Origin of the sequence: Lentzea sp. (genome assembly GCF_035525475.1) — a bacterium.
Classification (GTDB): domain Bacteria; phylum Actinomycetota; class Actinomycetes; order Mycobacteriales; family Pseudonocardiaceae; genus Lentzea.
Window position 1 is genome coordinate 89,582 of record NZ_DATLEC010000045.1, and the last position, 17,167, is coordinate 106,748.

At 70.2% G+C, this 17,167-nt stretch carries 19 protein-coding genes; 9 read left to right on the forward strand and 10 right to left on the reverse strand.

The window, feature by feature from the left end; translation table 11 throughout:
* The first annotated feature begins 131 nt into the window (after nt 1-131).
* Nucleotides 132-1,427, forward strand: coding sequence for a M14 family metallopeptidase (locus VM306_RS07585; RefSeq protein ID WP_414672344.1), 1,296 nt, complete (start codon nt 132-134; stop codon nt 1,425-1,427).
* On the opposite strand, the gene VM306_RS07590 is transcribed toward VM306_RS07585, so the two are convergent.
* Complete coding sequence (locus VM306_RS07590) at nt 1,411-2,532, reverse strand: aminotransferase class V-fold PLP-dependent enzyme (RefSeq protein WP_325512375.1); 1,122 nt, start codon at nt 2,530-2,532, stop codon at nt 1,411-1,413. The genes VM306_RS07585 and VM306_RS07590 overlap by 17 nt on opposite strands.
* A gap of 34 nt (nt 2,533-2,566) precedes the next feature.
* Here VM306_RS07590 and VM306_RS07595 point away from each other — a divergent pair, with 34 nt between their 5' ends.
* Nucleotides 2,567-3,058: a hypothetical protein gene (locus tag VM306_RS07595; protein WP_325512377.1), complete on the forward strand. Its 492-nt coding sequence runs from the start codon at nt 2,567-2,569 to the stop codon at nt 3,056-3,058.
* 4 nt (nt 3,059-3,062) lie between these two features.
* Here the strand turns inward: VM306_RS07595 and VM306_RS07600 are convergent, their stop codons facing one another.
* Complete coding sequence (locus VM306_RS07600; protein ID WP_325512379.1) at nt 3,063-4,565, reverse strand: ABC transporter substrate-binding protein; 1,503 nt, start codon at nt 4,563-4,565, stop codon at nt 3,063-3,065.
* A gap of 25 nt (nt 4,566-4,590) precedes the next feature.
* Between VM306_RS07600 and VM306_RS07605 the strand changes: the two genes are divergently transcribed.
* The gene (locus VM306_RS07605) at nt 4,591-5,370 is read left to right on the forward strand and encodes a carbon-nitrogen hydrolase family protein (protein WP_325512381.1); all 780 of its coding nucleotides are present in this window, start codon (nt 4,591-4,593) and stop codon (nt 5,368-5,370) included.
* A gap of 23 nt (nt 5,371-5,393) precedes the next feature.
* Nucleotides 5,394-5,822: a hypothetical protein gene (locus VM306_RS07610; protein WP_325512383.1), complete on the forward strand. Its 429-nt coding sequence runs from the start codon at nt 5,394-5,396 to the stop codon at nt 5,820-5,822.
* Here the strand turns inward: VM306_RS07610 and nadC are convergent.
* The 3 genes from nadC to nadA are packed head-to-tail and all read right to left on the reverse strand — an operon-like array spanning nt 5,793 to nt 9,261.
* A complete protein-coding gene (nadC, locus tag VM306_RS07615) occupies nt 5,793-6,632 on the reverse strand; it encodes a carboxylating nicotinate-nucleotide diphosphorylase (RefSeq protein ID WP_325512385.1) in 840 nt (279 codons plus the stop codon). The genes VM306_RS07610 and nadC overlap by 30 nt on opposite strands.
* The gene (locus VM306_RS07620) at nt 6,629-8,242 is read right to left on the reverse strand and encodes an L-aspartate oxidase (protein WP_325512387.1); all 1,614 of its coding nucleotides are present in this window, start codon (nt 8,240-8,242) and stop codon (nt 6,629-6,631) included. Before VM306_RS07620 ends, nadC begins: the two co-directional genes overlap by 4 nt.
* The gene (gene nadA, locus VM306_RS07625; protein ID WP_325512389.1) at nt 8,242-9,261 is read right to left on the reverse strand and encodes a quinolinate synthase NadA; all 1,020 of its coding nucleotides are present in this window, start codon (nt 9,259-9,261) and stop codon (nt 8,242-8,244) included. The genes VM306_RS07620 and nadA overlap by 1 nt, the downstream gene beginning before the upstream one ends.
* 64 nt (nt 9,262-9,325) lie before the next feature.
* Here nadA and VM306_RS07630 point away from each other — a divergent pair, with 64 nt between their 5' ends.
* The 4 genes from VM306_RS07630 to VM306_RS07645 all read left to right on the forward strand — a co-directional run bounded on the left by VM306_RS07630 (nt 9,326) and on the right by VM306_RS07645 (nt 13,016).
* On the forward strand, nt 9,326-10,030 hold the full coding sequence (locus VM306_RS07630) for an NUDIX hydrolase (protein WP_325512391.1): 705 nt from the start codon (nt 9,326-9,328) through the stop codon (nt 10,028-10,030).
* A gap of 10 nt (nt 10,031-10,040) precedes the next feature.
* The gene (locus VM306_RS07635; protein ID WP_325512393.1) at nt 10,041-10,721 is read left to right on the forward strand and encodes an LON peptidase substrate-binding domain-containing protein; all 681 of its coding nucleotides are present in this window, start codon (nt 10,041-10,043) and stop codon (nt 10,719-10,721) included.
* 331 nt (nt 10,722-11,052) lie between these two features.
* Nucleotides 11,053-12,297 carry an MFS transporter gene (locus tag VM306_RS07640; RefSeq protein ID WP_325512395.1) on the forward strand — a complete coding sequence of 415 codons (1,245 nt, stop codon included), beginning with the start codon at nt 11,053-11,055 and terminating at the stop codon, nt 12,295-12,297.
* On the forward strand, nt 12,294-13,016 hold the full coding sequence (locus tag VM306_RS07645) for a putative hydro-lyase (protein ID WP_325512397.1): 723 nt from the start codon (nt 12,294-12,296) through the stop codon (nt 13,014-13,016). Before VM306_RS07640 ends, VM306_RS07645 begins: the two co-directional genes overlap by 4 nt.
* Before the next feature lie 33 nt (nt 13,017-13,049).
* On the opposite strand, the gene VM306_RS07650 is transcribed toward VM306_RS07645, so the two are convergent.
* The 4 genes from VM306_RS07650 to bioD form a co-directional block, all read right to left on the reverse strand.
* Nucleotides 13,050-13,640 carry a DUF2567 domain-containing protein gene (locus VM306_RS07650; RefSeq protein WP_325512399.1) on the reverse strand — a complete coding sequence of 197 codons (591 nt, stop codon included), beginning with the start codon at nt 13,638-13,640 and terminating at the stop codon, nt 13,050-13,052.
* Nucleotides 13,641-13,653: 13 nt separating this feature from the next.
* Nucleotides 13,654-13,842 carry a hypothetical protein gene (locus VM306_RS07655; RefSeq protein ID WP_325512401.1) on the reverse strand — a complete coding sequence of 63 codons (189 nt, stop codon included), beginning with the start codon at nt 13,840-13,842 and terminating at the stop codon, nt 13,654-13,656.
* 11 nt (nt 13,843-13,853) lie between these two features.
* Nucleotides 13,854-14,870 (reverse strand): biotin synthase BioB, encoded by a 1,017-nt coding sequence (gene bioB / locus VM306_RS07660; protein WP_325512403.1) that lies wholly within the window; start codon nt 14,868-14,870, stop codon nt 13,854-13,856.
* A 70-nt stretch (nt 14,871-14,940) separates the two neighbouring features.
* Nucleotides 14,941-15,660 (reverse strand): dethiobiotin synthase, encoded by a 720-nt coding sequence (gene bioD / locus VM306_RS07665; protein ID WP_325512405.1) that lies wholly within the window; start codon nt 15,658-15,660, stop codon nt 14,941-14,943.
* 36 nt (nt 15,661-15,696) lie between these two features.
* Here bioD and VM306_RS07670 point away from each other — a divergent pair, with 36 nt between their 5' ends.
* A complete protein-coding gene (locus tag VM306_RS07670) occupies nt 15,697-15,939 on the forward strand; it encodes a glutaredoxin family protein (protein WP_325512407.1) in 243 nt (80 codons plus the stop codon).
* On the opposite strand, the gene VM306_RS07675 is transcribed toward VM306_RS07670, so the two are convergent.
* On the reverse strand, nt 15,912-17,114 hold the full coding sequence (locus tag VM306_RS07675) for an adenosylmethionine--8-amino-7-oxononanoate transaminase (protein WP_325512437.1): 1,203 nt from the start codon (nt 17,112-17,114) through the stop codon (nt 15,912-15,914). The two genes, VM306_RS07670 and VM306_RS07675, sit on opposite strands and share 28 nt — an antisense overlap.
* Between the last annotated feature and the right edge of the window lie 53 nt (nt 17,115-17,167).

Below are 17,167 nucleotides of genomic sequence, written 5' to 3' on the forward strand. Positions count from 1 at the left end.
GTCCTACAGCCTAGTTCCCGCCGAAATCTGTCAACGGTCACCCCGCTATCGGCGCTACTGCGCCTGTGACGGCCCGGCCACGCTCGGTGGGCACCACTCCGTCGCAAACCCCTGCTGATGATGGAGGAACGATGTTCAGCAAGAGCCGCGGCAAGATCGCCGCAGTGCTCGCCGTCTGCCTGCCCGTGCTGGTCGCGGGCATGGCGTCACCCAGCACGGCCGACTCCGGCCGTTATCTGCTGGAGGTCACGGCGAACACGTCCGCAGAACGCACGCAGGTCGCCCAGATCGGCGTCGACGTGCTCGGCGCGACCAAGCTCACCACGGTTTCCGTCGTCGCGGACAAGGCGCAGTACCAGGCCCTGAAGGCGACCGGGCTGCCGATCAGGTACGTCGGCGACTTCGAGCAGCAGCTCAAGAGCCTCGGGAAGGTGGACTTCTCCGACCCGCGACCGGATCAGGTCGGCACGCAGGACTTCCCGTCCGGCTACACCGGCTACCACAACTACGCGGAGATGACCGCGGAGCTGCAGCAGACCGTCGCCGACCACCCGGCGCTGGCGAGCCTGCGCAGCATCGGCAAGAGCTACCAGAACCGGGACATCTGGGCGCTCAAGGTCAGCGACAACGTCGCGACCGACGAGAGCGAGCCGGAGGTGCTGTTCACCTGCAACCAGCACGCCCGCGAGCACCTGACGGTCGAGCAGTGCCTGCAGATCATCAAGCGCTACACCGACAACTACGCCAACTCGGCGATCAAGAACCTGGTGGACAGCCGCGAGGTGTGGTTCGTCCCGATGGTCAACCCGGACGGCGTCGAGTACGACATCGCGACCGGGTCGTTCCGCGGCTGGCGCAAGAACCGCCAGGGCAACGGCACCGACCTCAACCGCAACTGGGGCTACAAGTGGGGCTGCTGCGGCGGTTCCAGCGGCAGCAGCACGTCCGACACCTACCGCGGCACCGCGGCGTTCTCCGCCCCGGAGACCACCGTCGTCCGCAACTTCGTGAACTCCCGCGTCGTCGGCGGCGTCCAGCAGATCAAGACGAACATCGACTTCCACACGTTCTCGGAGCTCGTGCTGTGGCCGTTCGGCTACACCACGGCGAACACCGCGCCGGGCCTGGACGCGACGGAGGAACGCGCGTTCCGCACGCTCGGTCAGCAGATGGCCGCCACCAACGGCTACACGCCGGAACAGGCGAGCGACCTGTACATCACCGACGGCAGCATCGACGACTGGATGTGGGGCCAGCACAAGATCTGGTCGTACACCTTCGAGATGTACCCGAGCGGCGGTGGCCTCGACAGCTTCTACCCGCGTGACACCGTCATCGCGGCGCAGACGTCGCGCAACGACCGGGCCGTCGACATGTTCGTCGGCTACTCGGACTGCGTGAAGCGGGTCATCAACGTGTCCTGCTGATCCTTTCCAACGCCTGGTCGATCTCTTCGCGGGTGACGAAGTAGTGCGGGGAGGCCCGCACTACTTCGTCCAGGCCCCGCTTCGTCATGTCGATCAGCGTCGACCCGCTCTGCGAGACCGTGACGGCGACGTTCTCGGCCCAGAGCCGGTCCTTCAGCTGCGTGGCCGGCACGCGGTCGCTCGTGAACGTGACGATGCCGGACTGCCGTTCGCCGAGGTCGCGCACGGTGATGCCGGGCAGGTTCGCGAGACCTTCCCGCAAGCGCCTGGCGCGGTCCCGCACCTCGGCCTCGATCACGTCCAGGCCCTTGGCCAGCGCGAACCGGGCGGCGGCGATCAGGCCGAGCCGGTCGGCGACGTTGAACTCCCACAGCTCGAACACCCGTGCGTCGTCGCGCGGCTCGTACCGGTCGACCGCGGTCCACTCGGCGGCGCTGTGGTCCATCAGACGAGGCCTGAGCCTGCGCCGCACGTCGTTCCTGACGACCAGCGCACCCGTGCCGCGCGGTCCCCGCAGCCACTTGCGCCCGGTGCAGACGAGCATGTCGTAGTCGACGGCGCTGAGATCGAGCTGGCCCGTGGACTGGCAGGCGTCGAGCAGCACCAGCGCGCCGGCCTCGCGGGCCTTGGCGGTGACCTCGGTGACCGGGTTGACCAGGCCGCCGTTGGTGGGGACGTGCACCAGCGAGATCAGCTTGACCCGTTCGTCCAGGTCCAGTGCGTCGACGTCGAGCTGCCCGTGGCGGTCGGACGGCATGACCTCGATGGTCGCGCCGGTCTCCTCCGCGCGGCGCAGCATCGGCACGGCGTTGCCGCCGTACTCGACCTCCGTGACGAGGACGCGGTCGCCCTTCGCGAGCGGGACGGCGTCGAACGCGGTGAGCCACGAGCGGGTCGCGCTGTCGGTGAAGGCGACCTCCGACGGCTCGCAGCCGAAGAGCTCGGCCAGCACGCCGTAGCCCGCTTCGAGGTCGTCACGGCGTTCCGCGGCGGCGCGGTAGCCGCCGATCTCGGTCTCCCTGCGGAGGTGCCCGACGACCTCGTCGACGACCTCGGCGGGCGGGATCGAGGAACCGGCGCTGTCCAGGAAGATCAGGTCGCTCACGTCCCGCACTCTGCCACGAAATAGGCTCCACGCCATGGTGGAGATCCCCTACGGCAAGCGCATGCGGCCGCGCTACTGGCGGTTCCTGATCATCACGGCGGTCGGGATCGCCCTGGTCGCGTTTGCCCTGGACATCCCGTGGCTGCTGATCACGCTGAGCGTGCTCGGCGTGCTGAACGCCGTCGTGTGCGTGGGCGCGCTCTACGTCCTGCACAAGCAGCCGCACACCATCTCCGCCGACGAGCTGCGGTTGCGGCAGCTGGGGTTCTTCGACTGGCGCATCCCCACCGAGGACATCGGCACGGCCCAGGTCGCCGAGCGCTCGCACAAGGGGCAGCGCAGCGTCGAGGTGATCGGCGACGCGCTGGTCATCCAGTCGCTGACCAGGACGAACGTGTCCGTGCCGTTCCACGAACCGCAGCTCGTGGACCTGGGCAAGACGGGCGTGCAGCGGGTCGAACGGGTCGAGTTCTGGGCGGACGACCCGCAAGCGGCCGTCCGCGAGATCAACGCCCGGACCACGTGACCGCCTACTTGGGCTCCCACTTGTCCAGGTTCCACCACGGACCCCAGGCCAGCGCGCCGTAGGAGTTCGGGTCGACCACGGGCTCGTAGCCGTTCCACGAGTCGCGCATCACGTACGCGTGCTCCGGGAAGACCAGCACCACCATCGACGGCGCCGCGATGAACGCCTGCTGGAAGAGCTTGTACGCCACCGCGCGCTGAGCGGGGTCGATGAGCTTGCGGCCGTTCTCCAGCGCGGCGTCGGCGGCGGGGCTGCCCTGGCCGCGCAGGCCGTAGAGCATCAGGTCCGGGTCGAACGGCGAGCCCTCGCCGTAGAGGAGCGCGTCGGTGCCCATGCGCGGGCGGATCGCCTCCCACGACAGGCCGGCCAGCTGCACGTCCACGCCCACGGCCTTGGCGTCGGCCGCGAACGCCGTCGCGAGGTCGGCGCGCAGGTCGTCGCCCAGCGGGTACATCAGCGTGAAACGGGCCGCGACGCCCTCGCGGGCCCGGATGCCGTCGGCTCCCGCGACCCAGCCCCCCGCCTCGAGCAGGCGGACGGCCTCCGCCTTGTCGAAGCGGAACTTCGCGCTCGGGTCGAACTCCTCTGCCAGCGCGTCCGGCACCGGCGTGTACGCGATGGTGCCCTTGCCCTCCAGCAGGCTGTCGATCATGCCCTGGCGGTTGGCGGCGTAGTTCAGCGCGAGGCGGATGGCGGCGTTACCGGTGACCGGGTGGCCTGCGGGCAGCGTGACGGACCGGTAGTCGGCGCTGCGGTGGTGCTGCACGAGCAGGGTCGACCTGCCCGTGAACGCCTCCGCGATCTTGGGCGGCAGCACCGTGCCGTCGAACTCGCCGGCCTGCATGCGGCCTGCGCGCTGGTTGTCGTCGGTGATGAAGACGACCGTCAGCTTCTTGACCTTGGGCGCGCCGTCGAAGTAGCTCTCGTTGGCGTCCAGCAGCAGCCGGTCGCCCTTGCGCCACTCGGTGACCTTGTACGGACCGGTGCCGATCGGCTGCCCGTCCGGGTTCGCCTGCTCGCTGGGCAGGACGCCGAGCACGAGCAGGTGCGGGAACGCCGCCTGCGTCTGCGTGAGGGTGAAGCGGACCGTCGACGGGTCGACCTGCTCGACGCTCTTCAGCGTGCTGAACCGCTCCTTGACCGGGCTCCGCAACGCGGCGGTGTAGGTGGCGACGACGTCCTCCGCGCCGAACGCGCTGCCGTCGGTGAACTTCACGTCACCGCGCAGCTTCACCGTCCAGCTCAGCCCGTCCGCGGCCGGTTCCGGCAGGTCGGCGGCGAGCTGGGGCCGCAGCGAGCCGTCCTGGCGGTGCTCGACGAGGCCGTCGTAGATCTTCGACACGCCCTGCGCGCCGTAGCCGAGCAACGGGTTCAGCGTCGTCGGCTCGTCGCGGTCGGCGAGCACGATCGACGTGCCGTTCGTGCCACCGTCCGGGCGGGGTGTGGCGGTCTCGGTACAGCCCGCGACGGCCAGCAACACGACGAGGAGCAGTGGGGAACGGCGCACGGTCTGGGACCCTACAGTGATCCCCATGCGCATCGCCGTGAGTCAGATCAGCTCCACCGCGGACCCCAGGTCGAACCTGGAACTGGTCCGCGACGCGGTGCGCAGGGCCGACGGCGCGCGGGTCGTGCTGCTGCCCGAGGCGACGATGTGCCGCTTCGGCGTGCCGCTCGGACCGGTCGCGGAGCCCCTGGACGGGCCGTGGGCGTCGGCGGTGCGCGAGATCGCGGTCGCGCACGACGTCGTGGTGGTGGCGGGGATGTTCACGCCGTCCGGTGACCGGGTGACGAACACCATGCTGGTGACCGGGCCGGACGTGCACCTCGGCTACGACAAGATCCACCTGTTCGACGCGTTCGGGTTCCAGGAGTCGCGGACGGTCGCGCCGGGTTCGGACGTGGTGACGTTCGAGGTCGACGGGGTGACCCTGGGCGTGGCGACCTGCTACGACGTCCGCTTCCCCGAGCTGTTCCGCGCGCTGGCCGACAGGGGCGCGTCCGCCGTGCTGGTCGGGGCGTCGTGGGGTGCGGGGCCCGGTAAGAAGGAGCAGTGGGAACTGCTGGTGCGGGCGCGCGCACTGGACTGCACGTCGTTCGTCGTGGCGTGTGGTCAGGCTTATCCCGGTGACCTGGGGTCGTCCGCGCCGACCGGGATCGGGTACTCGACGGTCGCCGATCCGTTCGGGAACGTCGTCCTGCAGCTTTCGGACCAGCCCGGGGTGTCGGTGGCCGACCTCGACCTCGCGGCGGTGGAGAAGGCGCGTGAGGTGCTGCCCGTGCTGGCCAACCGGCGCTTGACCTCCAGTTAGGTCGAGCCCACAGGATCGGGGGCATGACTCTTCCCGCACTGCCCTCGTTCGTCCGGAGCCGCACCGAGCTCGACGGTTACCGGCTCTACCGCACCGGCGGGATGGCCGGCAGCGACAAGACCGTGGGGTGCGTCGTCCTGGTCACCATCGACACCGACGACGAGGTGACCGCGAAGGCGTGGGTCGACTCGGTGTTCGTGGCGCTCGCGAGCGACCCGAAGTCGCACCCCGGTGGCATCTCCGCCGCCTTCCACATCCGGGACGACGGCAGGCAGGTGATCAACTACGCCGAGTGGCGCGGCGCGCAGGACCACGTCGACGCGCTGTCGGACGGCAACGGCGTCGGCTCCCCCACCTCTGACTGGCGCCGGGTGCAGAGCTTTCCCGGCGTCCGTCAGGGTGGTTTCGTGCGGTACCAGCCGCTAGCGAAGGTCCAGGCCGAGGTCGAGTGACGGGCTGGAGTGCGTGAGACCGCCGACCGCGAGGTAGTCGACGCCGGTCTCGGCGTAGCGGCGGGCCACGTCCAGCGTGAGCCCGCCGGACGCCTCCAGCTTCACGTTCGCCGGCCTCCTGGCCACGGCCTCCGCGCACTGCTCGGGCGTGAAGTTGTCCAGCAACACCAGTTCCGCGCCCTCGGCGATCGCCTCGCCGAGCTGCTCCAGGCTGTCGACCTCGACCTCCATCAGCAGCTCCGGGGCGTGCGCGCGGGCCGCGCGGATCGCGGCACCCACCGACCCGGCCGCGGCGACGTGGTTGTCCTTGATCAGGATCGCGTCACCGACACCCATGCGGTGGTTGACGCCGCCGCCGCACCGGACCGCGTACTTCTGCAGCAAGCGCAGGCCTGGCAACGTCTTGCGGCTGTCGCGCACCTGCGCGCCGGTGCCCTCGACCGCGTCGACCCAGCGGGCGGTCTGCGTGGCGATGCCGGACAGGTGGCAGATCAGGTTCAGCGCCGTGCGTTCGACGGTGAGCAGGGCGCGGGTCGGACCGGTCAGCACGAGCGCGGGCTCGCCGGGCACCGCCTTGTCGCCGTCGCGGGCCTCGTGCAGCACCTCGACCTCGGGCAGGTAGCGCTGGAAAGCCGTGCGTGCCACGGAGACGCCGCACAGCACGCCGGGTGAGCGCGGTGTGATCTCCGCGGTGGCGACGGCCTTCTCCGGCACCGTCGCCAGCGTCGTGGCGTCGAGGCCGTAGCGGAGGTCCTCTTCCAGGGCGAGCTGGATGACGCGGTTCGCGTCGTCCCAGTCGATTTCGGTCATGCGACACCCTCTGCCAGTACTGGATCGGCCAGCACGGGCTGGCCGGTCGGGGTGAGCCGGACGAGCTGGCTGCGCTGCCACGCCTGCGAACGCTCGGTGAAGTCCGTGCGCACGTGGCAACCGCGCGACTCGGTGCGTTCCTGGGCCGCGGCGATCAGGGCGCGGGCGGCCATGGTCAGCGCCGCGTCCTCGACCAGTTCGCGCGACTCCAGCTGCTTGTCCACGGTGGACACGTCGAGCACCGAGCCGACGACGGCGAGACCCTCCGCGTCGCGGCCGATCGCGGCGTAGCGGGACATCACGCGCTGGAGCAGGTCGCGGTCCGCCACCGGTGCCGTCGGCAGAACCGGGTCGACGGCGCGGGCGGGTGCGATCAGGCCGACGGCGAGGTCGGCGGCCACGGCCTCGGCGGCACGGGTGCCGCAGACCAGGCCCTCCAGCAAGCTGTTGGACGCCAGGCGGTTCGCACCGTGCAGACCCGTGCGGGCCACCTCGCCGATGGCGTACAGGCCGGTCACGCCCGTGCGGCCGTCGACGGAGGACACCACGCCACCGCAGGCGAAGTGCGCCGCCGGTGCGACGGGGATCGGGTCGACGGCCGGGTCGATCCCGACGGACACGCAGGCCGAGTGCACCGTCGGGAAGCGGGTCGCCATGTCGTGCAACGCCGTCGCGTCCAGGAAGACGTGGTCGTCGACACCGCCGGGTTCGAGCGCCATGTGCCGGGTGATCGCGGCCGCCACGACGTCGCGCGGGGCGAGGTCTTCCAGCGGGTGCACGCCCTTCATGACACGGGCGCCGGTCGCGTCGACCAGCACGGCACCCTCGCCGCGCACCGCTTCCGTGACGAGCGGGCACCGGCCGCGGGCACCGCGACCGGTGTAGAGCACGGTCGGGTGGAACTGGATGAACTCGACGTCCGCGGCCAGCGCACCGGCCCGCAGCGCGAGCGCGAGGCCGTCACCCGTCGCGACGGACGGGTTCGACGTCGCCTGGTACATCTGGCCGATGCCGCCGGTCGCGAGCAGTACGGCGGGCGCGGTGAGCACGCCGGGCACGCCGTTGCCGTCGAGCACCAGCAGGCCGCCGACCGCACCGAGCGGCGTCTTGACGGCGTCGACCGCGACGTGGTTCTCCAGCAGGGGAACCCGTCCGTCCACAGTGGCCTTGAGCAGTGCGCGCTCGACCTCGGCGCCGGTCGCGTCACCGCCGGCGTGCACGACGCGGAACGCGCTGTGGCCGCCTTCGCGGGTGCGTTCGAGCAGGCCGTCCGGCTTGGCGTCGAACACGGCGCCCCGCTCGCGCAGCCTCGCGACGGCCCGCGGGCCGTCGCCGACGACCGTCGTGACCGCCGCCGGGTCGCAGAGGCCCGCGCCCGCCGTCAGCGTGTCCTCGACGTGCTTTCCAACCGTGTCACCGGGATCGTGCTGGTCCTCCATGACGACGGCGACGCCGCCCTGAGCCCAGCGCGTGTTGCCGTCGTCCCCCGCGGCCTTCGTGACGACCAGGACGCGCAGTCCCAGCTCACGAGCCCGCAGCGCGGCGGTGAGACCCGCCACGCCCGTGCCGACCACGATCAGGTCGGCTCGCGCCTCCCAGCGCGCGGCCATCACTCACCGCCGCCGGGCTGGCCGATCTCGATCATGCGCTGCACGGCGCCCTGGGCGCGCTTGGCGGTCTCCAGGTCGACGTGCACCTCGTCCAGGCCCTCGCGCACGCACCGCAGCAGCGCGGCCGGCGTGATCATCTTCATGTAGGCGCAGGACGCGCGGTCGTTGACGGCGCGGAAGTCGATCTCCGGGGCGGCCTTGCGCAGCTGGTGCAGCATGCCGACCTCGGTCGCGACGAGCACCTTGGTGGCCTTCGTGGTACGGGCCGCGGTGATCATGTCGCCGGTCGAGAGGATCTTGACCTTCTCCGCCGGGACGATGCCCTCGCCGCTGAGGTAGAGCGCGCTCGTGGCGCAGCCGCACTCGGGGTGGATGAACAGGTCCGCGTCCGGGTTCGCGGCGGCGCGCTCGGCCAGCTCCGGACCGTTGATGCCGGCGTGGACGTGGCACTCGCCCGCCCAGATGTGCAGGTTCTCGCGGCCGGTCTCGCGCTTGACGTGCGCGCCCAGGAACTGGTCCGGGCAGAACAGCACCTCGCGGTCGGCCGGGATGGAGCGCACCACGTCGACGGCGTTCGACGACGTGCAGCAGATGTCCGTCTCGGCCTTGACCTCGGCGGTGGTGTTCACATAGGACACGACGACCGCGCCGGGGTGCTCCGCCTTCCACTCGCGCAGCTGCGCGCCGGTGATGGAGTCGGCGAGCGAGCAGCCCGCGCGCTCGTCCGGGATGAGCACGGTCTTCTGGGGTGCGAGGATCTTCGCGGTCTCGGCCATGAAGTGCACGCCGCAGAAGATGATGGTCTGCGCGTCGGACTGCGCGGCGATCCGGCTGAGCGCCAGGGAGTCGCCGGTGTGGTGGGCGATGTCCTGGATCTCGGGCAGCTGGTAGTTGTGCGCCAGGATGACGGCGTCCCGCTCCTCCGCGAGGCGCAAGACCTCGTCCCGCCACGCGGTGTTCGGCTCGACTCCGCCGTACACACCCGACGCGGTTCGCTCCACGATTGCGGTAGCGACCATCACAGCCTCCTCGATCCGGGGTTTTCGCCTGTTGGTCGAAAACGTGGCCGATAGTATCAGCCAGATGGCAGGTGTGGGGCACGAAGTTCTGGCCGCTGTGTTGCGGGTGAGAGGTGCGTCACTCCAGGTCATGCTGTGGGAGCGCGCTCGGGAACCGCACGCTCACCGCTGGTCGTTGCCCGGCGGCGGACTGCGCGTGGACGAGGACGTGGAGACCTCCATCCGCCGTCAGCTGGCGGAGAAAGTCGACGTGCGACAGTTGTCACACGTCGAACAGCTGGCCGTCTTCAGCGCCCCGGACCGCGTTCCGCCGCCCCGCGTCGTGGCTACGGCGTTCCTGGGACTGGTCCCCTCGGACGTCGATCCGGAGGTCCCGTCCGACACCGCGTGGCACTGCGTGGAGAAACTGCCTCTGATGGCGTTCGACCACGCCTCCATCGTCGATCGAGCGCGGCACAGGCTCGGCTCGAAGCTGTCGTACACGAACCTCGGCTTCGCTTTGGCGCCACCGGAGTTCACCATCTCCCTGCTGCGCGACCACTACTCCGCGGCACTGGGCTACCGCGTCTCCGCGACGAACCTCCAGCGGGTGCTGTCCCGCCGCCTGCTGCTGGAACCCACAGGTGGGACCGCTCCCCCCGGCCCGTCAGGAGGCCGTCCCGCGGCTTTGTTCCGGTTCAGCGCCAAGGGAATCAAAGTCACCGATCCTTTCGCCGTGCTGAGGCCGCCCGGATCCGGCCGTCCAGCAGGCGGAGGTGCCACCCCGTAACGTTGCAGGCGTGGCAGAGACGCTTCCGTTGTTCCCGCTGGGCACCGTGCTGTTGCCCGGGGCGTCGTTGCCGTTGCACATCTTCGAACCGCGCTACCGCCAGCTCGTCGTCGACCTGATGACCGGCTCGCTGTTCGGGCGCACGTTCGGCGTGGTCTGCATCAAGGAGGGCTGGGAGGTGGGCGCCGACAACGTCCACTCCCTGAAGGACATCGGCTGCTCGGCCGACCTCCTGGACGCCCGGCCGCTGCCGGAGGGCCGCTTCGACATCGTGACGCGCGGCGTGAAGCGCTTCCGCCTGCTCGACGTGGACACGACCACCGCGCCGTACCTGCTGGCGCACGTCGAGTACCTGGACGACACACCGGTTCCTTCCGCCGCCCTGGAGGTCGTGCCGCTCTTGGAGCGCGGGGCTCGCGCGGCGCACGAGCGGTACTGCGGGGCCGCTTGGCACCAGGAGGACTGGTCTTCTCCTGCTGACGACGTGTCCGTCGGGGACCTGTCGTACCTGCTGGCCGCCGACTGCCTGTTGCCTGTGGATGATCGGCAGCGGTTGCTGGAGGAACGGTCGCCGGCCCGGCGGTTGCGGTTGGTGCGGCGGATGTTGCACCGGGAGACCGGGATTCTCAGCGCTTTGAAGGCCGTGCCGGTGCCGTTGACGGAGTTCGGGTACGTGCCCAGCCCGAACTAGGCCGCCTGGCGCGGTTTTTCAGCGCGGCCGGTGTGCGCGGGCCGGCGACAGCCGCCGCCGACCAGGCCTCGAGGGCGGCGCGGCCTGACGCGTTCGCGTCACGGATCCGCGGGTTCCAGCGGCTTCTGGTTGGCCTTGCCGTGCCCGCGCCTCCGCCGGCCCACCCTGGCCACCAAGTCCTGGCCGCCCCGTGCCCTTACCCGAACCAGCCCAGCCTCGCAGCGCCGATCGTTGGATCGTTGGATTGTGGCCTTGTAAGATTGTTGAACAATCCTTACTCTGAGGTCTCCGTCACAGTCCACCACTCCTCCACCACGCTGCGAGGTGTCCCATGAGCACGACCACGACCGAGGAGACAGGCCGTTTCGCCTGGTTCCGCAGTCTCGGGCAGAAGGGCCGACGCGCGTTCATCGGCGCGTTCGGCGGCTACGGGCTCGACTCGTACGACTACTGGGTCCTGCCGCTGAGCCTGGTCGCGATCACCGGCTACTTCGGCCTCACCAAGGCGGAAGCCGGCCTGCTGGGCACCAGCACCCTGCTGATGAGCGCCATCGGCGGCGCGGTGGCGGGTGTCATGGCCGACCGGTTCGGCCGTTCGAAGACACTCGTCATCACGGTCGCCGCCTACGCGTTCTTCACCGTGCTGTGCGGCTTCGCGACCAGCTACGAGACGTTGCTGGTCTTCCGCGCGCTGCAGGGACTGGGTTTCGGCGGTGAGTGGGCGGCCGGGGCGATCCTCGTGGCCGAGTACTGCAAGCCGAAGTACCGCGGGCGCACGGTCGCGTTCGTCCAGAGCGCGTGGGCGGTCGGCTGGGGGCTCGCGGTCGTCGTCAACACGCTGGTCGCGTCGCTCGCGGACCCGGCCATCAGCTGGCGCATCATGTTCTGGACGGGCGCGCTGCCCGCGATCCTCATCTTCTACGTGCGCCGCAACGTCGACGACGCCCCGGAAACCAAGTCACAGCCCAGGGAACGCGGCACGTTCGCCAAGATCTTCAAGCCGGGAATCCTCAAGACCACGCTCTTCGCCGCGCTGCTCGCGACCGGTGTCCAGGGCGGTTACTACACGCTCGCCACGTGGCTGCCCGCGTTCCTGCAGACCGGGCGCGGCCTCACGATCATCGGCACGGGCGGGTACCTCGCGTTCCTCATCACCGGCGCGTTCACCGGGTACGTCAGCGGCGGCTACCTCACGGACTACCTGGGGCGTAAGAAGACCTTCACGCTGTTCGCCGTCGCCAGCGCGTTGCTGATCGTCGCCTACACGCAGATCCCCAACGGCGCCAACACGTTGGTCATGTTCCTCGGCTTCCCGCTCGGGTTCTGCATGTCGGCCATCTTCAGCGGTTTCGGCAGCTATCTCAGCGAGCTCTACCCCACGCGGCTGCGGGGAACGGGGCAGGGCTTCACCTACAACTTCGGACGCGCGTTCGGCGCGGTGTTCCCCGGTCTCGTGGGCTTCATGGCCGACCGGCTCGGCATCGGCGGTGCCATGCTGTTCGGGGCGGCGGCGTACGGGATCGCGGTCATCGCACTGTTCTGGCTGCCGGAGACGGTCAGCAAGGAGCTCGAATGACGACAGCGGGCCAAGCGCCGGGACGAGCCCAGGCGAACCTGATCGCCATCCCGAAGGACTGGGCGTACGACTTCCTCCTCTTCACCCACCGCAACCCCAAACCGTGCCCGGTGCTCGACGTGCTGGACGCCGGCGAGACGGTCAGCGCTCTAAAGCAGGACGCGGACGTGCGCACCCACGCGCCGCGCTACCGCGTCTGGGAGAACGGCGAACTGACCGCGGAACCGGAGAACGCGACCGAGCACTGGCGCGACGACCTGGTCACGTTCCTGATCGGCTGCAGCTTCACGTTCGAGACCGCGCTCGTCAGCGCGGGTGTGCCGCTGCGGCACGTGGACCAGGGCCGGAACGTCTCCATGTTCGTCACCGACATCCAGTGCCGGCCCGCGGGACGGCTGCACGGGCCGATGGTCGTGTCGATGCGCTGGATCCCGGAGTCCCTTGTGGACATCGCGCACAAGGTCACCGCGCTCATGCCGTCGGTGCACGGAGCTCCGGTCGGCGCGGGAGACCCGAGGATGCTCGGGATCGGGAACATCGACGAACCGGACTTCGGCGACGCCGTGGAGCACGAACCCGGTGACGTGCCGGTGTTCTGGGCGTGCGGGGTGACGCCGCAGGCGGTGCTGATGAAGTCCAGGCCGCCGTTCGCGATCACGCACGCGCCCGGCCAGATGTTCGTGACCGACATGCCGGACTTCGCCTACCGAGTGGGGTAGGTCCCCGGAGGGCGGTGCCTCGGCCGGGCAGTCTCAGCCGAGGCGCCGCCCCAGGTCGTCCAGGCCGTTCCACGCCGTGCAGCAGCCGTAGGCCAGCGCGGCGGCCAGCGGCCACGCCAGGATCCCCCACCACGTCTCCAGGGCGGGGGCGACGAGCAGGGTGTCGTTAGGCTTGATCGACGCCGGCATCGGGTACGCGCCCGCGGCCAGCGACCCGCCCAGCCACTGCGCGAACCACGCCGCCGCGCACGATCCCGCCGTCATCGCCAGCATCACGACGGGCCCGCGCCGCTGCCGCAGCAGCCACACCGCCATGCCGGTGACCGCGCCCGCGCCGAGACCGATCAGCACGAACACCATCAGCGCGTCGAGCCGGTGGTAGCTCTCCACCCCGATCGGGTAGAACTTGCCGTCCTGCGGCGAGACGATCTTGAGCTGGGGCGGGGCGAGCCACGACCACACGTACGCGGCGGGCAGCCCGAACGCGAACGTCGTCAGCAGGACACCCAGGCCCGGCAACAGGTCCCGCTTCACCACGACCTTCGGCCGCGGCCGCACGTAGTGGTAGACGTACTGCGGCTCCGGCACGGGTTCGGTGCGGACCGGCGCTGCGTTCTCGTCCATTCGCGAGAGGTTACTACCGCGCCGAAGCGGTCTCCCCGTGACGGCTGCAGCGCGCCGTCCAGCCGTCCGGGGTCACCTGGACGACCATGCGGCGCGCGCACTCCGGGCAGTACCGCGGCGGGTCGATCACCGACAGGCGCTGACGGCAGACCGCGTGGTCGCCGTCAGCTTCCTCTTTGCCGCAGAAGGAGCAGTACGTCATCCGGGGAACCGTCACAGGGTCTGGCTCAGCGCCTTGATGGGCATCGACAGCTCGTCGAGCATGTCGAGGTCCTGCTGCGCCGGGCGGCCGAGGTTGGTCAGGTAGTTGCCGACGATGATCGCGTTGATGCCACCGAGCATGCCCTGCTTCGCGCCCAGGTCGCCGAACGTCAGCTCACGGCCGCCGGCGAACCGCAGGATCGTGCGCGGCAGCGCCAGCCGGAACGCGCCGACCGTGCGCAGCGCCTCGGCACCCTCGACGACCGGGTAGTTCTCGTACGGCGTGCCGGGGTTCGGGATGAGGAAGTTCAGCGGGACCTCGTCGGGCTCGAGCGCCGCGAGCTGCACGGCGAACTCGGCGCGCTGCGCCAGCGACTCGCCCATGCCGATGATGCCGCCGCAGCAGACCTCCATGCCGGCGTCGCGGATCATCTTCAACGTGTCCCAGCGCTCCTCCCAGGAGTGCGTGGTGACGACGTTCGGGAAATGCGAGCGGGCGGTCTCGAGGTTGTGGTTGTAGCGGTGCACACCCATCGCCACGAGCTCGTCGACCTGCTCCTGCGTGAGCATGCCGAGCGAGCAGGCGATCTGGATGTCGTTGCCGTCGTCGCGGATGGCCTTGATGCCGTCGCGGACCTGCGAGAGCAGCCGCTTGTCCGGACCGCGCACGGCGGCGACGATGCAGAACTCGGTGGCGCCGGTGTCGCGGGTCTGCCGCGCCGCGCGGACGAGACCGGGGATGTCCAGCCACGCCGACCGCACGGGCGAGGGGAACTGGCCGGACTGCGAGCAGAAGTGGCAGTCCTCCGGGCAGCCGCCGGTCTTCAGGGACACGATGCCCTCGACCTCGACCTCGGGGCCGCACCAGCGCTCGCGCACCTCGTGCGCCAGGGCCAGGAGGTCGGGGATCCGGTCGTCGGGGAGCTCCAGCACCTTCAGCACCTGAGCCTCGGTGAGCCCGGCTCCTCGTTCGAGCACCTGCTCACGAGCCTCGTCGAGCACGTCGATCTGTTCCGGTGCTGCGGTCACGGTCTCTCCTCCTCTGTGGCCTGGCGAGCCAGTGTGCCTCACTGAATCCTTCATCGTGCAGCGATGTAGGTCACTGGACCGCGAACTGAGCCGCGAACGTCTCCGGGTCGAACTCGCCCCCGAACCACGGTGAGAACGACCTCTTCGCGACCGCCAGGAAGTCGGTGGGACCGAGCTTCGTCACGCCCTGGGGCAGCGCGCCGAGCAACGGCGCGCCCGCCGCTTCCGGCAGGTCGGCGAGGTTCGTCAGCGACGCGAGGTCCGGGTGCAGCGGCCAGCTGCCGACCACGACGCCGATCGACTCGAGGCCGCGCCGTTGCAGCGCCTCCGCCGTCAACGCCGTCGTGTTCAACGTCCCGAGCCCCGCTCGAGCCACGATCAGGACCGGCGCGTTCACCGCCCACGCGATGTCGGCCAGCGTCGACCCGGCCTCGTCGAACCGCACCAGCAGCCCGCCCGCGCCCTCGACCAGCACCAGGTCGTGGGTCTCGTCGAGCGCGGTGACCCCGGCCGCGACGTCCTGGGGTCGCACGGTGGCCATGCCCGCGCGTCTGGCCGCGGTGGCGGGCGCCAGCGGGTCGGGGTATCTGACCAGCTCACGGGTCGTCACGTCGCCGGCCAGCCGCGCCACCTCCGCCACGTCGCCCGGCTCGCCGGGCAGCAGGCCGGTCTGGGCGGGCTTGAGCACCGCGACCCGTCTGCCCTCTGCCCTGGCCAGCGCCGCGATGCCCGCGGTGACGGCGGTCTTGCCGACCTCTGTCCCGGTTCCGGTGATCACCAGCACGCTCACGAATCCTCACCTTAGAGCGTGACCTACCGTGACCACATGACTGAGCAACCGATCGTGATGTACGGCGCCGAGTGGTGTGGTGACTGCCGCCGGGCCAAGGCCTGGCTGACCCGCAACAACGTGCCGTTCACCTACGTCGACGTCGAAAACGACGACGCAGCACGGGACAGGGCGGTCGAGATCTCCGGCCGCAAGCAGATCCCCGTCGTCGTGCTGCCCGGCGGCGAGTTCCTGGTCGAGCCGAGCGACGCTCAGCTCGCGGCCGCGATCACGCCCTGACAGATCGTCGCGATGTCGTCGTCCGTGCTGATGAACGGCGGCATCGTGTAGATCAGGTCGCGGAACGGCCGCAGCCACACACCGGCGTCCACGGCAGCACGAGTGGCCCGTGCCATGTCCACGGGCTCATGCAGTTGCACAACGCCGATAGCGCCCAGCACGCGCACATCCCGAACGCCGGGCAACGCGCGTGCGGGCGCGAGTCCCCTTTCGAGGCCCGCTGAGATGCGCGCGACCTCGCGCCTCCAGTCCTGGGACAGCAGCAGGTCGATCGAGGCCAGCGACACCGCCGACGCCAACGGGTTGCCCATGAACGTCGGCCCGTGCGCGAGCACCGGCACCTCGCCCTGGCTGATCCCGTCCGCCACCCGTGACGTGCACAGCGTGGCGGCCATCGACAGGTAGCCACCGGTCAGCGACTTGCCGACGCACATCACGTCCGGGCTGACGTTGGCGTGGTCGGCGGCGAACAGCTCGCCCGTGCGCCCGAACCCCGTGGCGATCTCGTCGAACACCAAGAGCACGTCGTGTGTGTACGCCAACTCACGCAACACGTGCAGGTAGCGCGGGTCGTGGAACCGCATGCCGCCCGCGCCCTGCACGACCGGCTCGACGATGATCGCGGCGAGCTCGTGGGCGTGCTGTTCCACCAGGTCGGCGAGGTGCTGGACGTACGCGGTGTCCATCTCGGCCGGCGGCGCGTCCGCGAAGACCTGCCGCGGCAGGATTCCACGCCACAGCGAATGCATCCCGCCCTCGGGATCGCACACGGACATCGGGGTGAACGTGTCGCCGTGGTAGCCGCCGCGCCACGTCAGCAGCCGGCTCTTCTCCGGCCGGTCGCGCGAACGCCAGTACTGCAGGCACATCTTGACCGCGACCTCGACCGACACCGAGCCGGAGTCGCACAGGAAGACGTGCTGCAGCTCGGAAGGCGTGATCTCGACGAGCTTGGCGCACAACCGGATGGCGGGCTCGTGCGTGAGCCCGCCGAACATCACGTGGCTCATCCGGCCGAGCTGCCCGGTGACGGCCGCGTCCAGCACCGGGTGCCGGTAGCCGTGGATCGCGGCCCACCAGGACGACATGCCGTCGACCAGCTCCCGGCCGTCGGCGAGGGTGAGCCGGACACCCGAGGCCTCGGTGACGAGCAGCGGTTCCTGGGTGCCCGGCATCGGGCCGTACGGGTGCCAGACGTGCGCCTGGTCGAGCTTCAGCAGGTCGTCCA

Bases quoted from the DNA above. Each gene is read 5' to 3' on its own strand.
- VM306_RS07585 (WP_414672344.1), top strand. From the start codon at position 132: ATGTTCAGCAAGAGCCGCGGCAAGATCGCCGCAGTGCTCGCCGTCTGC.
- VM306_RS07595 (WP_325512377.1), top strand. From the start codon at position 2,567: ATGGTGGAGATCCCCTACGGCAAGCGCATGCGGCCGCGCTACTGGCGG.
- VM306_RS07605 (WP_325512381.1), top strand. From the start codon at position 4,591: ATGCGCATCGCCGTGAGTCAGATCAGCTCCACCGCGGACCCCAGGTCG.
- VM306_RS07610 (WP_325512383.1), top strand. From the start codon at position 5,394: ATGACTCTTCCCGCACTGCCCTCGTTCGTCCGGAGCCGCACCGAGCTC.
- nadC (WP_325512385.1), bottom strand. From the start codon at position 6,632: ATGACCGAAATCGACTGGGACGACGCGAACCGCGTCATCCAGCTCGCC.
- VM306_RS07620 (WP_325512387.1), bottom strand. From the start codon at position 8,242: ATGGCCGCGCGCTGGGAGGCGCGAGCCGACCTGATCGTGGTCGGCACG.
- nadA (WP_325512389.1), bottom strand. From the start codon at position 9,261: ATGGTCGCTACCGCAATCGTGGAGCGAACCGCGTCGGGTGTGTACGGC.
- VM306_RS07630 (WP_325512391.1), top strand. From the start codon at position 9,326: ATGGCAGGTGTGGGGCACGAAGTTCTGGCCGCTGTGTTGCGGGTGAGA.
- VM306_RS07640 (WP_325512395.1), top strand. From the start codon at position 11,053: ATGAGCACGACCACGACCGAGGAGACAGGCCGTTTCGCCTGGTTCCGC.
- VM306_RS07645 (WP_325512397.1), top strand. From the start codon at position 12,294: ATGACGACAGCGGGCCAAGCGCCGGGACGAGCCCAGGCGAACCTGATC.
- VM306_RS07650 (WP_325512399.1), bottom strand. From the start codon at position 13,640: ATGGACGAGAACGCAGCGCCGGTCCGCACCGAACCCGTGCCGGAGCCG.
- VM306_RS07655 (WP_325512401.1), bottom strand. From the start codon at position 13,842: ATGACGTACTGCTCCTTCTGCGGCAAAGAGGAAGCTGACGGCGACCAC.
- VM306_RS07670 (WP_325512407.1), top strand. From the start codon at position 15,697: ATGACTGAGCAACCGATCGTGATGTACGGCGCCGAGTGGTGTGGTGAC.
- VM306_RS07675 (WP_325512437.1), bottom strand. From the start codon at position 17,114: ATGCCGGGCACCCAGGAACCGCTGCTCGTCACCGAGGCCTCGGGTGTC.